Below are 14,386 nucleotides of genomic sequence, written 5' to 3' on the forward strand. Positions count from 1 at the left end.
AAGAGAAAGAGATGAAAGTCGATCTGAACTCCGATATGGGCGAAGGCTTCGGCCCCTACCGTCTTTGCGATGACGAGGCGATGATGGAGGTTGTTTCCTCCGCCAATATCGCCTGCGGATTTCATGCCGGTGATCCCTCGATCATGACCCGTATGGTGCGGCTTGCCAAGGCGCGTGGCGTGGATGTGGGCGCCCATCCCGGCCTGCCGGATCGCGAGGGCTTCGGACGCCGGGAACTGCCGTTCAGCGATGAGGAGCTGCGTCAGCAGTTTCTCTATCAGCTTGGCGCGCTTTCGGCGATCGCAAGAGCCGAAGGCGTGCGGCTGTCGCATGTCAGCTTCCATGCGGCGATGGGAAACATGGTCAATCGCAGCGAGGCCCTTTCGGGCGCCATGATGGAGGCGATCCGCCTTGTCGATCCATCGCTTATCGTCTTTGCCACGGCTGGCAGCATCATCGAGAGCAGCGCAAAGGCCGCGGGCTTGAAAACGCTTACGCTTTTTCTGGCAGACCGTGGCTATCAGGCAAGTGGCGCGCTTGTGCCGCGCGGCAAGCCCGGCGATCTTGTCAAGGACGAGGCTGGCGTCAAGGCCCGCGTCAGGCAGTTTCTGCGTGACGGTACGGTCACGGCCGTTTGCGGCACGGTGATTGCCATGCCTGCGCGCTCCATTCTTGTGCATTCCGATACGCCCGGATCGCTTGAGCTGGCGCGGCTGGTGCGTGCCGAAATCGCCGCCGCCGGTGGCGAGGTCGTGCCTGTTTCGCAGCTTCTGAGCTGATCCATTTTCACCCTGAACATTCGTAACCGAAAGCCCTGACCATGCCTGCCATTGCAGACCGCCTGAAAAACGTTTCCGTTTCCGCTTCAGCCGCCATGACGCAACGCGCCCGTGACCTTGCTGCCAAGGGCATCAAGGTCATCAGCCTGTCTTCCGGCGAGCCGGATTTCCCCACCCCGCTCAATGCCATCGAGGCAGGGCACGCCGCAGCCCAGGCAGGCGATACGAAATATCCGCCGCTCGACGGTACGGTGCAATTGCGCGAGGCCATTTGCCGCAAGTTCAAACGCGACAACAAGCTTGATTATGCGGTGGATCAGATTGTCGTTTCAGGCGGCGGCAAGCAGATCATCTTCAACGCCGTGCTGGCCACCTGCAATCCAGGTGACGAGGTGGTGATCCCGTCTCCCTCGTGGATCAGCTATGCTGACATCGTGAAGTTTGCCGGTGCCGTGCCGGTCGCCGTGGATTGCCCGGAGAATAACGGTTTCAAGCTGCGGGCCGAGGATCTCGAAAAGGTCATCACACCAAAGACCAAGTGGCTGTTTTTGAACTTCCCCAACAATCCCACAGGTGCGGCCTGCTCGCGGGCGGAAATGCAGGCGATTGCCGAGGTGATGCTGCGTCATCCGCATGTCTGGATCATGACCGATGACATGTATGAGCATCTGATCTATGACGACTTCGAGTTCTGCACCATTGCCGAGGTGGAGCCGCGCCTTTACGATCGCACCCTGACGGTGAATGGCGCATCCAAGGCCTATGCCATGACTGGCTGGCGGCTTGGCTGGTGCGGTGGTCCTCGTGATCTCATTCAGGCCGTCAGCAATGTCAACGGCCAGAATTGCGGCGGCACCTCCACCATTACCCAGGCTGCCGTTGCCGCCGTTCTGGATGGTCCACAGGATCTTCTCAAGGAACGCGCCGAAGTCTATCGCCAGCGCCGCGATTTCGTGGTGGACCGGCTGAACCGGATTCCGGGCATTCGTTGCCACAAGCCGGAAGGCGCCTTCTACGTCTTCCCCAATATCGCCGGTGTGCTTGGCAAAACAACGAAGGGTGGCCGAAAGATCGAAACCGACACGGATTTCGTGCTGGCGCTGTTGGACGAACAGCATGTGACGACGGTGCAGGGTGCCGCCTATGGCATGAGCCCTTACTTCCGCATTTCCTACGCGACCAGCATGGATCGGCTGGAAGAGGCCTGCGACCGTATCCATCAGTTCTGCGCGGATTTGAGCTGAAGCAGGACCAGCAAGGCCGTGTCCGAAATGATTTTGGACGTGGCCGTGCATCACGCCTTCAATCTTGCCGTCAGCTCCAGCAGGATGGATTTGACGGCGAGGGCGGGCTCTGAAAGCTCGCTCTGGTCGGAGACGCAGAGCGAAAGGGTTTCCTCGATCTTGGGTGTTATGGCCCTGAGGACCAGCGGTTCGGACGATTCGCTGAGAACCCGCTCGGCAATCGCTTTCGGCATGATCGTCGCGGCCGTACCGGTATTGACGACGCGCGCCAGCGTGCGCACGATTTCCACTTCCGCCACGACATTCAGCGACAGGCGTGCCCGGCTGAAGGCAAGGTCCACCGCCCGGCGCACGAAATTGTAGGGCGGCGGCAAAAGCAGCGGCAGATCGTTGATGGCGGAAACCGGCAGGGGCTGGCTGCTTTCCTCTATGCCGAAGTCTCGGTGGGCGACCAGATAGAAATCCTCGGTAAAGAGCGGCTCGAATCGCACGCCCTTGATGGGGCCGGTGCCGTGGATGAGGGCCATTTCCAGCCGTCCGTTCATGATCATCTGGCTATAGGTCTGCCCCACGCTTTCCGTCAGATGCAGCAATATGCCGGGATGGCGTTTGCGGGTTTCGATGAGAAGATCGGCTGAAAGCGTGGCGGCGCTGCTGAACGGCACAAGGCCCACCGAAACACGCCCGACAAGCGTTTCTCCCGCCGCCTTTACCGCCGCTTGCGCAAGGTCCATCTGCCGCAGGATCGTTTGGGCATGGCGGTAAACGGCCCGGCCAGCTTCCGTCATGCTCACGCCTTGCTGGCTGCGCAGGAGAAGCTTTTGCTGGAAATGATCCTCAAGCTGCGCCAATTGCTGGCTGAGCGCGGGCTGGGCGATGTGCAGAACATCTGCCGCGCGGGTAATGCTGCCGGTATCGACTATAACGATGAATGATCTGAGACGCCGAATATCCATGCCATGCAATCCTTTTTACCGGCGGAGTCTGGCAAGTCGCTTGCGCCTTTGCAAGCCAAAACCTCCATCTTTTCAGGGTTTGAATAGCGGAAGGGTCAAATTCTCTTTTCCGGGCCGCACGCTGCATCGGCACTCCATAGGGGTTTCTTATCCATCCAGATTCAATCCGTCTTAGGCAGAGCGTTTAAGCTCCGCTAATCTTGTTTACACAGACAAGGGGAATAAAATGGCTTTCTCAGATTACAGGACAGCTCTCGTCACCGGCGCATCCGGCGGGATCGGCGCGGCAATCGTCGAACGGCTTTGCCGGGAGAATATCGAGGTTCATGCAATTGCCCGCAGCGGGGCTGCCTTGAACGAGCTGGCTGAACGGACCGGATGCATTCCCCATGTCATCGACGTGACCGATCGTGCCGCCCTTCAGGCGCTGACGAGCCGGGTCGATTTCGATATTCTCGTCAACAATGCCGGCGTCGATAAGCCGAAAAAATTTCTCGAAGCCGAAGATGGCGACATCGATCTTCTGGTGGATGTGAACCTGCGGGCGGTGCTGCATCTTTGCCGCATGGTGGTGCCGGGCATGGCGGCGCGTGATCGCGGCCACGTCATCAACATCACCTCCATTGCCGGCAACTATAATTTCGGCGGCAATTCCACCTATCATGCCACCAAGGCCGGGATTGCCATGCTGTCCAACCAGCTTCGCATCGATACTTTCGGCAAGCGTGTCCGCGTCACGGAAGTTTGCCCCGGCCGGGTGGCAACCGACATCTTCAACCATGTCCACGGCGACGATCCTTCGGTGCGCGAGCGCTTCATCGACGGTTTCGAGCTGCCGCAGGCGTCCGATATTGCCGATGCCATCGCCTTTGCCATTGCCGCGCCGGTTGCCGTCAATATCGGGCACATGGAAATCACGCCCACCTTGCAGGTGATGGGCGGCTTGCAGACGGCCCGTCCGCAAACGCCATCCGGGGAGGGGCGCTCGTGAAAGGTTTCGATCTCGGCGTCATTCTGGGCAATCCGGAATACGTTTCCATGCTTGTGCATGGGCTTGAGATGACCTTCATCATCGCCATTGGCTCGTGGCTTCTGGCAATGACGCTGGCTCTCCTGCTTCTGGCCCTGCGCTTTTCGCCGGGGCCGGTGGGCAACCGGCTGGTGGCGGGTTATGTTTCCTATCACCGCAACGTGCCGACGCTGGTGCAGCTCATGCTGTGGTATTTCGGCATATACACCATTCTGCCGGGAGCATTCGCAGACTGGCTTGCCAATCACTCGGCTGAAATGGCCTTTGCCGTGCTGGGGCTTGGTCTGTGTCAGGCGGCCTATTTCAGTGAAGACATGCGCTCTGGCCTGCGTGCAGTCGGGCCGGGACAGATGGAAGCGGCGCGCGCCCTGGGTCATGGCTATATATCGGCCATGCGCTATGTGCTGATCCCGCAAGGCATTCGCAATGCCCTGCCTGCGCTGGTCAATCACAGCGTATCGCTCTTCAAGAACAGCAGCCTTGCCATCGTCATCGGTGCGCCGGAATTGAGCCATGCGATCAAGGAGATCGAAAATCTCAGCTTCCGGACGTTCGAAATCTATCTGGTCGGAACGGTGGTTTATCTGCTGTTGTCGCTCATCATCATGGGGCTTGGCGCCTATCTGACCTGGCGGGCCGATCCGGCGAATGGAGCGAGACGATGATTCACGACCTCCTTTCCATCATCGACCAGTACTGGCTGCTGCTGCTCATCGGCCAATATCCCAACGGCCCCCTCGGCGGTCTTGCCAATACGCTCATTCTCTCGGCGCTTGCCATCACGCTTGCCTTTCCGGTGTCGATCCTGCTGGCCTTCGCGCGGTTGTCCCGCCTGCGCCTTCTTCGCTATCCGGCAACCGTGCTGGTCTATGTGACCCGTGGCGTGCCGCTTCTGATGCTTATTCTGTGGTGCTATTTCCTCGTGCCATTGCTGACGGGCGCCGATGTTCCGAGCTTTGTCACCATGCTGGTGACGCTGGTGATCTATCAGGGCGCGTTTCTCAGTGAAATCGTCCGGGCCGGTATCGTTGCTCTCGGGCAGGGCCAGATGGATGCCGCCCGCGCGCTGGGACATGGCTATTTCAGTGCCATGCGTTACGTCATCCTGCCGCAGGCGCTCTACAACATGATCCCGAGTATGCTGTCCACCTTCGTGGCAACCATCAAGGATACAACGCTTGGCTATGTCATCAACGTGCCGGATCTGACCTTTGCCGCAAGCCAGGTCAATAATCAGTTGCTGACCCAGCCATTTCAGGTCTTCCTTATACTGGCGCTTACCTATTACATCCTGTGCTGGTCGCTGACCTGGTTCACCCATTTCGTCGAGCGGCGCATCACCCGCCGTCGCGCGGGCCTTGGGCCCAAGCGCCGGGGCGGCGTCCAGTCCTTCACCACTCACGTTGCGGAGCCGCAGCCATGACCGAACCCGCGATCAAGATTTCCGACGTCAAGAAGACCTATGGCGATTTCGAGGTGCTGAAGGGCATCAATGCAACGGTCGCCCGCGGCGAAGTGGTGGTGATCTGTGGCCCGTCCGGCTCCGGCAAGTCCACGCTGATCCGCACCGTCAACCGGCTGGAGGAAATCAGCGAAGGCTCGATTTTCTTCGAAGGGCAGGATATTCACGCTCCGATGAAGGGTCGTGACCTCAACCATTTGCGCAGCCGCATCGGCTTCGTTTTCCAGAACTTCAATCTCTTTCCGCATCTTTCGGTGGTGGAAAATGTCTCCATGTCGCCGGTCAAGGTGAAGGGCGTCAATCCGGCGGAAGCCCATGACAAGGCAATCAAGCTGCTTGCCCGCGTCGGGTTGGCCGAAAAGGCCAATGCCTATCCGGGGCAGCTTTCCGGCGGTCAGCAACAGCGCGTGGCCATTGCCCGTGCGCTGGCCATGGAGCCGCCGGTCATGCTTTTCGATGAGCCCACCTCCGCCCTTGACCCCGAAATGGTTGGCGAGGTTCTGGCAGTGATGAAATCGCTTGCCGCCGATGGCATGACGATGATGTGCGTAACCCATGAAATGGGCTTTGCCCGCGAAGTGGCGGACCGCATCTGGTTCATCGATGCGGGCCAGATTATCGAAACGGCAAAGCCGGAAGAGTTTTTCACCAATCCCCAGCATCCGCGTGCGCAGCGTTTCCTGTCGGATCTGCGTCACTGAGGGATCATTACCAAGGGCGCCTCCCGGCAGCGGGCGGCGAGGAGGGGGCGTCCGTCACCGGGACAGGGGCGCCTTCGGGAATAAGTACCAACAATAATCAAGGAGAACAGTCGTGAAGTGCAAGTCCATCATCATCGCCGGCCTGCTTGCCGCATCAGCTCTCGTTCCAGCCGCAAAGGCCGATGTCCTCAGCGATATTCAGGCCAACAAGACGCTGCGTTGCGCAACCTTTGCCGACGTGCCGCCCTTTGCCTCGCCGGATGTGAAAACCCGTGAAATGGTCGGATTCGACGTCGACCTCTGCAACGCGATTGCCCGCGAAATGGGTGTGAAGGCCGAAGTGAAGCCGGTTTCCGTCGAAGCCCGTGTTCCTGAAGTCAAGCTTGGCCGCGTCGATATTACCGTCGCCAATCTTGCCTATACCCAGAGCCGCGCCGAGCAGATCCAGTTTTCCGACCCCTACTATCTCGCCAAGGAAATGCTGATCGTTCCGGCTGATGATGCCGGCAAGGCCAAGGCCGATTATGTTGGCCAGCGCATTGCCTCCACCAAGGGCTCGACCTCCGAAATGTCGATCAAGCTCAACAAGTCCGAGCCGCTGACCTTCCAGGATACGGCGTCCGCCTATCTGGCCGTGCAGCAGGGCAAGGCGCGCGGCATGGTGGCCAACACCATGACCACGACCAAGCTGGTCAATGAATCCAAGACCAAGGGCAAGGAAATGCGGATGATCCCCGATCCCATGCTCTATCAGCCGATCGGCATCGGCATGGCAAAGGACCAGCCTGCGCTGACGGCGAAGGTCAACGAGGTGCTGCGCAAGCTCGACACCTCCGGCGAGCTGAACCAGATCTGGGACAAGTGGCTTGGCCCGAACACCGAATACAAGATGACGCGCACCGACAAGGTCGTGCCGTTGTCCGAACTGAAGTTCGATCCGATCCCCTGATCGGTCCTTCTATCTCTCTTTTCAACATCACGCGACTGACGTGGCGGGCAGATTTGCCCGCCCGAACCATAACCTGCGAGGAAACATGGCCCACATCAAGAAAATTCCCGTTCGTCCGTCCAAGGCCGACGTTGAGGCGCTCTCGAAGTTTTCGCCCGCCACCATTCACGAAGCCCAGGGGCGCCGGGGTGCGCTGTCTTCCCGCATCAAGCCGGTGGATTACCGCATGAAGCTGTGCGGGCCTGCGTTTACCGTGAAATGCGCCCCGCGTGACAATATCATGCTGCAACTGGCCATCAATTACGCCCAGCCCGGCGACATCATCGTGGTTTCGGCCGGTGAATATGAAGAAGCCGGTTCCTTTGGCGATGTTCTGGCCAATGCCTGCCTTGCCAAGGGCATTGGCGGTCTCGTGACCGATAGCGGCGTGCGCGACAGCCTGCAACTTCGTGACCTTGGCTTTCCGGTCTTCTCGCTCAGCCTGTGCATCAAGGGCACCGTCAAGGAAACGCTGACCTCCACCAATGACAGCATCGTCATCGGTGGCGAACTGGTGCATCCCGGCGACCTCATCGTTGGCGATGCCGATGGTCTGGTGGTCGTACGCCGCGAGGAAGCCGCGGAAGTCGCGCGTCTGTCGCAGGCCCGTGAGGATGCCGAGGCCGGATATATAGCCGATTACAAGGCTGGCAAATCCGTCATCGAGGTGTCGAAGCTCGAAGCCGTGCTGAAGGCCAAGGGCCTGACCGTCGAGGAATGAGCGGCTGCGGCCGAAGCATAAAGGAAAAGGGTTGCGATGACCTCTCCATTATTCACATTGAAGGGACAGCGCGCCCTGATTACCGGTTCCTCGCAAGGCATTGGCCTTGCGCTGGCGCAAGGACTTGCCGCTCACGGCGCTGAAATTGTTCTGAACGGTCGCGACAAGGCCAGGCTTGCGGCGGCCGTGGAGCAGTTGCGCGCCGCTGGCGCCACGGTTTCGGCGGCTGATTTCGATGTTACGGAAGTCGAGGCGGTGAAGGCCGGTGTCGAAGCGATCGAGCGCGACATCGGCCCCATCGACATTCTGATCAACAATGCCGGAATGCAATTTCGCACGCCGCTTGAGGATTTTCCCGCCGACCGCTGGGAGCAATTGCTGAAAACCAATATCTCCAGCGTATTTTATGTCGGTCAGGCCGTGGCCCGGCACATGATTGCGCGCGGACGCGGCAAGATCGTCAACATCGCGTCGGTGCAGAGCGAGCTGGCGCGTCCGGGCATTGCGCCTTACACGGCAACCAAGGGGGCGGTGAAAAACCTTACCCGCGGCATGTGTACGGATTGGGCGAAATACGGGCTGCAAATCAACGCCATTGCACCGGGATATTTCAAGACGCCGCTCAATCAGGCGCTGGTGGATAATCCTGAATTTTCCGCATGGCTGGAAAAGCGCACGCCTGCGGGCCGCTGGGGCGATGTGGAGGAACTGGTCGGCGCAGCCGTGTTCCTTGCATCGAAAGCTTCCTCCTTCGTGAACGGACACACGCTCTATGTCGATGGCGGAATTACCACCAGTCTCTGACGCTGGATTTTCGGTGGGGCCAGTGGTGGTGATGGGGGTTTCCGGTTGCGGCAAATCCTCCGTCGGTGCGCGCCTCGCCGAATATCTCGATGTCAGGTTTATCGAGGGCGATAGCCTGCATCCGGCAGCCAATGTCGAGAAGATGCGGGCAGGAACACCGCTGGCCGATGAAGACCGCTGGCCCTGGCTTGCCGCGCTTGGCGAAAAACTTGCCGATGGCGGGGCGCAGCGTCCGGTGGTTATCTCCTGCTCCGCGTTGAAGCGCGCCTATCGCGACCGGCTGCGGGATCTGGCTGGCCTGCCGATCACCTTTCTGTTTCTGCAAGGAGACCGCGCCTTGCTTTCGGCAAGGCTTGGAGCGCGCAGCCATGACTATATGCCGGCCTCGCTGCTCGATAGCCAGCTTGCAACGCTGGAACTGCCCTATGGCGAGGCCGACGTTGTCACCATCGACATCAATCAGTCGCTCGAATCCATTGTCGGCCTGGCCATGAGCCTGCTGGCGCTCAGAAAAAACCGGGCGAAACGATAAACCATTCCTGAAGACGGCGCCCCGCTTGAGCGGAACGCGCAGCCGTAAAAATCTGAATTGGAGACTGACATGAGCAAGCCGGACATTCTGCTGATCGGCCCCTATCCGGAATGGGATCTGGTGGAGCTTGAAGCGCAATATACGGTCCACAAGCTTTACGAAGCGGCCGATCGCGACGCTTTCATCCGCGACAATGCCGCCACCATCCGCGCCATCGCCACCCGTGGTGAACTCGGGGCTTCTGCCGAAATTATTGCAGCCCTTCCAAAGCTTGAAATCATTTCGGTTTACGGGGTCGGCTTCGATGCGGTGAACCTCGATGCGGCGCGCAACCGTGGTATTCGCGTGACCAACACGCCGGATGTGCTGACCAATGACGTGGCCGATCTAGGGGTCGCCATGATGCTGGTTCAGTCTCGCGGGATGATCGGTGCTGAAACCTGGGTGCGCGACGGGAGTTGGGAGGCCAAGGGGCTTTATCCGCTCAAGCGGCGTGTCTGGGGCCGCAAGGCCGGTGTTCTCGGCCTTGGCCGCATTGGTTTTGAAGTCGCCAAGCGGCTGAAGGGCTTCGATATGGACATCGCCTATAGCGATGTCACGGAAAAGTCCTATGCCGACGGCATGACCTATATTGCCGATCCGGTGGAGCTTGCCCGCCATGCGGACTTCCTCTTCGTGACACTGGCGGCGTCCGCTGCCACGCGCCACATTGTCAATGCCAAAGTGATCGAGGCGCTGGGGCCGGAGGGTATGCTCATCAACATTTCCCGCGCTTCCAATATCGATGAGGACGCGTTGCTCGCCGCCCTTGAAGGAGGCAAGCTCGGTTCTGCGGCGCTTGACGTGTTCGAGGGCGAGCCGAAGCTCAATCCACGCTTCCTGGCGCTTGAAAATGTGCTGGTGCAGCCGCATCACGCCTCTGGCACGGTGGAAACCCGCAAGGCTATGGGAAAACTGGTGCGCGACAATCTGGCGGCGCATTTCGCTGGCGCAACCCTGCCGACCCCGGTGATTTAAGGAGATCGTCATGAAAGCCATAGTCATTCATGCCGCGAAGGATCTGCGTGTCGAAGAGCGAGAGGCCGATAGTCCCGGCCCCGGCGAAGTGGAGGTTGCGGTAGAAGCCGGCGGCATTTGCGGTTCGGACCTGCATTACTACAATCATGGCGGCTTCGGTGCGGTGCGCCTGCGCGAGCCGATGATCCTTGGCCATGAAGTGGCTGGCACGATCAAGGCGCTCGGTGCAGGTGTGTCCGGTCTTGCCGTTGGCGACCGGGTGGCCGTTTCCCCAAGCCGCCCTTGCAGCCAGTGCGAATACTGCCTGCGGGGCCAGCAGAACCATTGCTTCAACATGCGGTTTTACGGCTCTGCCATGCCGATGCCGCATATCCAGGGCGCCTTTCGCGAACGCCTCGTAGCCCACGCCTGGCAGTGCCACAAGGTTGATGCCGGTGTTTCTATAAACGAGGCGGCCATGGCAGAACCCTTCGCCGTGACGCTCCATGCTGTGAAGCGGGCCGGTGCCTTGACCAACAAGCGCGTTCTGGTGACAGGCTGCGGTCCAATCGGCGCCTTGGCAATCATTGCGGCCCGCGCCCATGGCGCGCGCGAGATAGTCGCAACCGATGTGATGGATGGCGTGCTGAAAATGGCGCTTTCCGTGGGCGCCGACCGCGTCATCAACGTGGGTGAGGCGCCCGAACAGCTTGCCGCCTATGCGGAGGGCAAGGGCTATTTCGATGTGCATTTCGAGGCCTCGGGCAATGAACGTGCGGTACGATCCGGACTGGAAGTGCTGCGACCGGCTTCGACGCTGGTGCAGCTTGGCCTCGGCGGCGATGTCACCATTCCTCAGAACATGGTGGTCGCCAAGGAAATCGAGATGAAGGGCACCTTCCGCTTCCACGAGGAGTTCGGACTGGCCGTTGACCTGATCAACAAGCGCCGTGTCGATCTCAAACCCTTGCTCACCGCCACCTTCCCGCTTTCCGATGCCGTTGAAGCCTTCGAAACAGCCGCTGATCGCAACAGGTCCATGAAGGTGCAACTTGCCTTCGGAACTTGAGAGCGCCGGTTGCGAGCGCTGAAAGATGGTGCGCCGCTGCGAAAAGTAGTGGCGCATTTTTCTTTTATATGCAGTACGAATAATATAGTGATTGCAGAATATCTTAAAAAATATATTTCCTATATATATTTAAAAATGTAAAAACCTTCGGAATTTAAACATTTCTTATGATTGATGCAGCAAGTCTTGGCAATTATCGATTGCGAGGCCCGAAATGTTTAGCATCAAGAGAATTCTGATCAGTCTTTTCCTCCTTCTGGGGGTAACGGTCGCCTATATGGCCGGTAGCGAGGTCTACACTGCGTATGGCCATATGAAAAATCAGCAAAATGTCGTTTCCTATGCGGAGGCCAACCGGGCCGTTTTCAATTTTCTGGTGAATTATCGCCTCGAGCGCGGTCGATCCAACACCACGTTTTTGAGCACTCTCGAGAAAACACCGGAAGTGGGCAAGGATGTTCCGAAATTCCGCGCTGCCGTCGATGAAGCCGCGGCTGAGTTGAGAACTGCTCTCGAAAATCTTTCCTCCCCGAGCGTGCGGACGCCGATCGAAAAGGCTTTGCTCGATTATCAGAATATCAAGGCAAACCGGGCAAAGATCGATGCCGAGTTTGCCAAGCCCTTGGAAAGCCGTGACAAACAGCTGAATGCCATGCAGATGAGCAATGGCCAGGCCACGCTGACACTCCTCGAAGGCGCCTCCGCCGCGGCCGAGCGTGAGATCATGGCGATGGACAGCGATATGGCTGCCTTTGTCGATATTCGTGCTTTTGCCTGGGGCGCCCGCGCATCGGCAGGCAACGAGGCCACGGTGATGAACCTTGCCTTCACCAAGGCGCGGGAACTTACAACCAAGGATATTTCCGACATCATCTCCTATCGTGCTCAATCGCTGCTGCACTGGAGCAATGTCGAGGCGATTATCGGGCATCCGGCGATAACGCCGGAGCTTAAAAAGAGCTTCCAGACGGCATCCGAAACCTATTTCACCGGCAAGACGTGGGAACTCCAGAACAAGGTGTTCGATGCGATCGTCAATCGCCAGCCGCTTCCTGTCGAGTTGCAGGAGTGGATGCCGGGCAATAGTGCGGCGCAAGTGACCATTGCAAACATGGCCGTTGCGGCCGTGAACGCACTGAAGGATGCAGCCCTGACGCGCGAAGCTGAAGCGGTTTCCAGCCTGGTGTTCTTTATCGGTCTGCTTGCCGTCGTGCTGGCGGTCAGCATCGCCGGTCTTGCCATCATTGTTCGCCGTGTCACCAAGCCGATCGGCGCATTGACCTTCTCGATGAACCAGCTGGCAGAGGGCAACACGCAACGAGCCATTCCCTTTGCGGAGAAGTCGGACGAAATCGGTGAGATGGCCCGTGCCGTTCAGGTGTTTCGCGATGCCGCGATCCGCAACGCCCAGCTTGAAGCAGAGGCCGAGGACAATCGCCGCCGCTCGGAGGCCGAGCGCGTCGAATTGCAGCGCCGGGCCGAAGAAGAGGCCAATGACCGTCTCAACAAGGCGACCGGCTCTTTGGCAAGCGGTCTGAAGCGTCTTGCCGCTGGCGATATGCTGTGTGAAATCCAGGAGCAGTTTGCACCGCAATTCGAGGCCTTGCGTCACGACTTCAACACCTCTGTCGCGCAATTGCGCGATGCATTGGTGGCCGTCGGCAATTCCGCCAGCGTGGTGCGGAGCGGCAGCAGCGAGATTTCCAGTGCTTCCGACAATCTTGCCAAGCGCACGGAGCAGCAGGCCGCTTCGCTTGAAGAAACGGCGGCCGCCCTTGAGGAAATCACCGCCAATGTAAAGGCGACAACCCACCGCACCGGCGAGGCCCGCGACATCGTGCGCAACACCCGCGCCAAGGCCGAGCATTCCGGCGTAGTCGTCGGCAATGCCGTCACTGCCATGGGCCGCATCGAGCAGGCCTCGCAGCAGATCGGCCAGATCATCGGCGTGATCGACGAAATCGCCTTCCAGACCAATCTTCTGGCGTTGAATGCCGGTGTGGAAGCCGCGCGTGCCGGTGAAGCGGGCAAAGGCTTTGCCGTTGTCGCGCAGGAAGTGCGCGAGCTTGCCCAGCGCTCGGCCAATGCCGCCAAGGAGATCAAGGCCCTGATCGCCAACTCCGCCGTGGCTGTGGGCGAAGGCGTGAAGCTGGTGGACGATACCGGCAAGGGATTGACGGAAATTGCCGACCTTGTGCAGGCCATCAACCAGCATATGGACGCCATTGCCACCGCCGCGCAGGAGCAATCCGTTGGTCTGGGCGAGGTGAACACCGCCGTAAACCACATGGATCAGGCCACACAGCAGAACGCCGCCATGGTAGAGGAAATGAATGCCGCGAGTGCTGGTCTGGCGCGGGAATCGGCAAAGCTCGGCGAGCTTCTGGCGAGCTTCAAAACAGGTGATCAGAAACCAGGCTCAATAGCTGGTGCGCCGCTTGCCACGCAAGCCCCGGCAAGAGCAGTGAACGAGCGGCCAGCAACGGTAAACAGGCCCATGCGTGCTCCGGCTGTCAGCAGTCGTGGCGGGGCTGCACTGGCGGTCAAGATGGATAACTGGGAGGAATTTTAAGGCGTCGTCCGATCCGAGAAAATCGGGGAAATCCGGGAATATTCCTCAAATATAAACGTCAGACCGGCTCAGTGTTTGCTAGTAAAGCTGAGACGCTTGTCTACTGAGGCGGAAAATAAAGGAGGCGGGGATGCGCAAGCGTCCTCGCCTCCTTTGCATTTTTCCCCGGCCTTCAAAAAATCGGCGGTCCGTGGTTGCTGGGCGTTCTTGGGTAATTCCTTATTTCGGAATCTAAACAAGCGAAAATCTGGCGCAGAGTGAGTGGGGCACGGGGTTTTCGCTACTGCATAATTCCTTAAATCGGAATCGATTTAAGGTGAAAATTATGCAGCAGATTTAAAGTGTTACAGCGCCGTGCGTTTGATAAAACGCTCGGCGCTTTAATGATGAAAAGCGGCTGGGCGCTTGCAAAAAAACGGCGTTTGCCTTCGGCCGGTTTTTTAAACACGCTAAGCTCTATTCGAAGTGCATATCTGATGCTAGTATGTCAGTAGTAAGTTTAACCGTGGGCCGGTCAATCCGGGCACGGCAA

The 14,386-nt window shown here is 59.0% G+C and carries 14 protein-coding genes; 13 read left to right on the top strand and 1 reads right to left on the bottom strand.

The annotated features are described in order from the left end of the window. The first annotated feature begins 11 nt into the window (after positions 1-11). Both T424_RS0114520 and T424_RS0114525 read left to right on the top strand, forming a co-directional pair. Complete coding sequence (locus tag T424_RS0114520; RefSeq protein ID WP_027488378.1) at positions 12-779, top strand: 5-oxoprolinase subunit PxpA; 768 nt, start codon at positions 12-14, stop codon at positions 777-779. Positions 780-820: 41 nt separating this feature from the next. Then, positions 821-2,023, top strand: a complete 1,203-nt coding sequence (locus T424_RS0114525) for a pyridoxal phosphate-dependent aminotransferase (protein WP_027488379.1) — start codon at positions 821-823, stop codon at positions 2,021-2,023. A gap of 50 nt (positions 2,024-2,073) precedes the next feature. Here the strand turns inward: T424_RS0114525 and nac are convergent, their stop codons facing one another. Then, positions 2,074-2,979 (bottom strand): nitrogen assimilation transcriptional regulator NAC, encoded by a 906-nt coding sequence (nac, locus tag T424_RS0114530; RefSeq protein WP_027488380.1) that lies wholly within the window; start codon positions 2,977-2,979, stop codon positions 2,074-2,076. Positions 2,980-3,205: 226 nt separating this feature from the next. On the opposite strand from nac, the gene T424_RS0114535 reads away from it, so the two are divergent. The 11 genes from T424_RS0114535 to T424_RS0114585 all read left to right on the top strand — a co-directional run bounded on the left by T424_RS0114535 (position 3,206) and on the right by T424_RS0114585 (position 13,854). Beyond that, on the top strand, positions 3,206-3,970 hold the full coding sequence (locus T424_RS0114535) for an SDR family oxidoreductase (protein WP_027488381.1): 765 nt from the start codon (positions 3,206-3,208) through the stop codon (positions 3,968-3,970). Then, positions 3,967-4,674 (top strand): amino acid ABC transporter permease, encoded by a 708-nt coding sequence (locus T424_RS0114540; protein ID WP_027488382.1) that lies wholly within the window; start codon positions 3,967-3,969, stop codon positions 4,672-4,674. The genes T424_RS0114535 and T424_RS0114540 overlap by 4 nt, the downstream gene beginning before the upstream one ends. Then, entirely contained in the window at positions 4,671-5,432 is a 762-nt protein-coding gene (locus T424_RS0114545) for an amino acid ABC transporter permease (protein ID WP_027488383.1), read from the top strand. The genes T424_RS0114540 and T424_RS0114545 overlap by 4 nt, the downstream gene beginning before the upstream one ends. Continuing rightward, the gene (locus T424_RS0114550; protein ID WP_027488384.1) at positions 5,429-6,172 is read left to right on the top strand and encodes an amino acid ABC transporter ATP-binding protein; all 744 of its coding nucleotides are present in this window, start codon (positions 5,429-5,431) and stop codon (positions 6,170-6,172) included. The genes T424_RS0114545 and T424_RS0114550 overlap by 4 nt, the downstream gene beginning before the upstream one ends. Before the next feature lie 112 nt (positions 6,173-6,284). Then, positions 6,285-7,121: an ABC transporter substrate-binding protein gene (locus tag T424_RS0114555; protein WP_051559001.1), complete on the top strand. Its 837-nt coding sequence runs from the start codon at positions 6,285-6,287 to the stop codon at positions 7,119-7,121. Between the two features lie 85 nt (positions 7,122-7,206). Continuing rightward, positions 7,207-7,881 (top strand): 4-carboxy-4-hydroxy-2-oxoadipate aldolase/oxaloacetate decarboxylase, encoded by a 675-nt coding sequence (locus T424_RS0114560; RefSeq protein ID WP_027488386.1) that lies wholly within the window; start codon positions 7,207-7,209, stop codon positions 7,879-7,881. A 36-nt stretch (positions 7,882-7,917) separates the two neighbouring features. Then, positions 7,918-8,685, top strand: a complete 768-nt coding sequence (locus T424_RS0114565; RefSeq protein ID WP_027488387.1) for an SDR family oxidoreductase — start codon at positions 7,918-7,920, stop codon at positions 8,683-8,685. Next, positions 8,660-9,217: a gluconokinase gene (locus T424_RS0114570; RefSeq protein WP_051559002.1), complete on the top strand. Its 558-nt coding sequence runs from the start codon at positions 8,660-8,662 to the stop codon at positions 9,215-9,217. Before T424_RS0114565 ends, T424_RS0114570 begins: the two co-directional genes overlap by 26 nt. A gap of 69 nt (positions 9,218-9,286) precedes the next feature. Further along, complete coding sequence (locus T424_RS0114575; RefSeq protein WP_027488389.1) at positions 9,287-10,234, top strand: 2-hydroxyacid dehydrogenase; 948 nt, start codon at positions 9,287-9,289, stop codon at positions 10,232-10,234. A gap of 10 nt (positions 10,235-10,244) precedes the next feature. Further along, complete coding sequence (locus T424_RS0114580; RefSeq protein WP_027488390.1) at positions 10,245-11,282, top strand: L-idonate 5-dehydrogenase; 1,038 nt, start codon at positions 10,245-10,247, stop codon at positions 11,280-11,282. 214 nt (positions 11,283-11,496) lie between these two features. Further along, positions 11,497-13,854 carry a methyl-accepting chemotaxis protein gene (locus T424_RS0114585; RefSeq protein ID WP_027488391.1) on the top strand — a complete coding sequence of 786 codons (2,358 nt, stop codon included), beginning with the start codon at positions 11,497-11,499 and terminating at the stop codon, positions 13,852-13,854. Positions 13,855-14,386 lie beyond the last annotated feature (532 nt).

Origin of the sequence: Allorhizobium undicola ORS 992 = ATCC 700741, assembly GCF_000621665.1 — a bacterium.
In the GTDB taxonomy this organism is placed as follows: domain Bacteria; phylum Pseudomonadota; class Alphaproteobacteria; order Rhizobiales; family Rhizobiaceae; genus Allorhizobium; species Allorhizobium undicola.